Source organism: Halalkalibacterium halodurans (assembly GCF_004376175.1).
Classification (GTDB): Bacteria; Bacillota; Bacilli; order Bacillales; family Bacillaceae_D; genus Halalkalibacterium; species Halalkalibacterium halodurans.
The window spans coordinates 1-1,886 of sequence record NZ_SNUY01000142.1 but is presented as its reverse complement, the minus strand read 5'-3'; the positions used below and the strand labels follow the sequence as shown (position 1 = coordinate 1,886).

Annotated in this window: 2 protein-coding genes; both read left to right on the top strand. The window is 35.0% G+C overall.

Annotated elements, in window-relative coordinates; all coding sequences use genetic code 11:
- Window positions 1-175 precede the first annotated feature (175 nt).
- Complete coding sequence (locus E2L07_RS21435; protein WP_243855033.1) at window positions 176-475, top strand: hypothetical protein; 300 nt, start codon at window positions 176-178, stop codon at window positions 473-475.
- Window positions 476-563: 88 nt separating this feature from the next.
- Window positions 564-1,385 carry a HAMP domain-containing sensor histidine kinase gene (locus E2L07_RS20440; protein WP_243855032.1) on the top strand — a complete coding sequence of 274 codons (822 nt, stop codon included), beginning with the start codon at window positions 564-566 and terminating at the stop codon, window positions 1,383-1,385.
- The last annotated feature ends 501 nt before the right edge of the window (window positions 1,386-1,886 follow it).

The following is a 1,886-nucleotide window of genomic DNA, read 5'->3' as shown; positions in this document are numbered from 1 at the left end:
TTGACACAATTACTGTAGTGGGACTTGGGGTGACTGGCAAGTCTTTTTTTGTTTACGCACAAAAATTTAGTGCAGGACTCTGCATTTTTCCTTTGCAAAGCTCTGCACTTTTATTTTGCCATACACAGTATGGGGTGTTGGATACAAATTTGTATAAAAAGAGAGGGTACAACTTATGAATCGAATTGATATTAAATTAGGCCTTACGATTCTACTCTTATTAATTACGATAATATTACCGTTAGGCTTTGTCATGAATCAAATTTTTTATGGGTTTTATGTTAGTCAAGCCCAAGAAGAAACACATATGCTGTCTTCTCAATATGCTAATTTAATTAATGATAGTACTGTTGAAAACCGATTAGAGGTTGTGGAAGTAGCTGCGAAAATCTCGAATCAAAAAATGCTAGCACTTAGTGATCAAGGAGACTTAGTGATCAAGGAGAGGTCTGGGCTCAATCGAATTTTTCGATGAGTCATCATGACACAGGGTACCTTCTTAACCTTATCCATTCTGCCGATTCGCAGCACTAACCAAAAAACTATCTCAGCCATTAGTAAGTATGGAAAAAGCTGCAAGACAAATTGCTAAAGGCAACTATAATACACGTACTATTCAGAAATCAGGTGATGAGTTAGGTTCACTGGCACGTGCTATCAATGATTTAGCTTTCAGTTTACAACGTGTAAATGAACAAAGAAGAGAGTTTTTTGCCAATATATCACATGAGTTACGCACACCTATGACTTATTTAAAAGGATACTCAAAAGTTTTGCGTGAAGGGCGTTGGAAAACAGAAGAAGAGAGAAACCAATACCTTGAAATTATTGATCATGAAGCTACAAGACTAACTTATTTAGTCGATGATTTATTTGACTTAGCACAAATGGACGAAGGCCGTTTTAATCTTGAACATAAAAAAGTGAACATTAATGAAATTATAAAACTTGTTGTAAAGAAAACGGCATACAAAGCTCTAGACCAAAACCTTAAAATAGAATACCTATGTGAACTATCTGATAAGGAAGACAGTATAGTACTTGGTGATCCTTTAAGATTGGAGCAAGTTCTTATAAATTTAGTTGAAAACGCAATAAAGTATACGAAAGAAGGATCCATTACAATTTATACTGTTAGTAATGATGAAAATATTAAGATTAAGGTTAGGGACACGGGAATTGGCATGGAAGAAGATGAGCTACCATATATATTCGAGCGTTTTTATCGAGTAGAAAAGTCTCGGTCTAGGGCTTTCGGTGGTACTGGTCTTGGATTGTCCATTGTGAAGCAACTAATAGAGTTACACAATGGGACAATTGAGGTGGAGAGCACTGTTGGTGAAGGAACTGAATTCACTATTATTCTACCCAAAATTTCGGATTAAAGTGAGATGAAGCCAATTGAAGAAAGCAGAATGGCTAGTTATTTTTGTTTTTATCTTATTAGGAATTATATGTTTAACGATTTCAGCAACTTGGAATCTACCTGAAGCACATCGTCATCTCAGTCTTACCTTTATTACAATTTGTTTATATACTCTTATTCCCGTTTTCCTAGTAACTTGCGTTTATATGATCTTTAAAGTCTACACCAAAAAGACAAAGCATATTAAATAGTAATATAATGGGTCCTCTTAATATTAAGGGGCTCATTTTTTCTGCCATAGTAATTATTTGAATAGGATGTGACAGATTTTCCAATTTAGCATTTCTCCATGATTCCTTCACAATTTCTCTTTATACTCTTAAATATTGTAGGTTGGTAGTGTCAAAACTTCTATGAAAACCTTATTTGGATCTAACACTACTACCATTTATTAGGTGGAAAGGCCGCGCTATCGCTCTTGACAAACACGCCAATGGTTTATTCAGAGGTCAATCAAGGG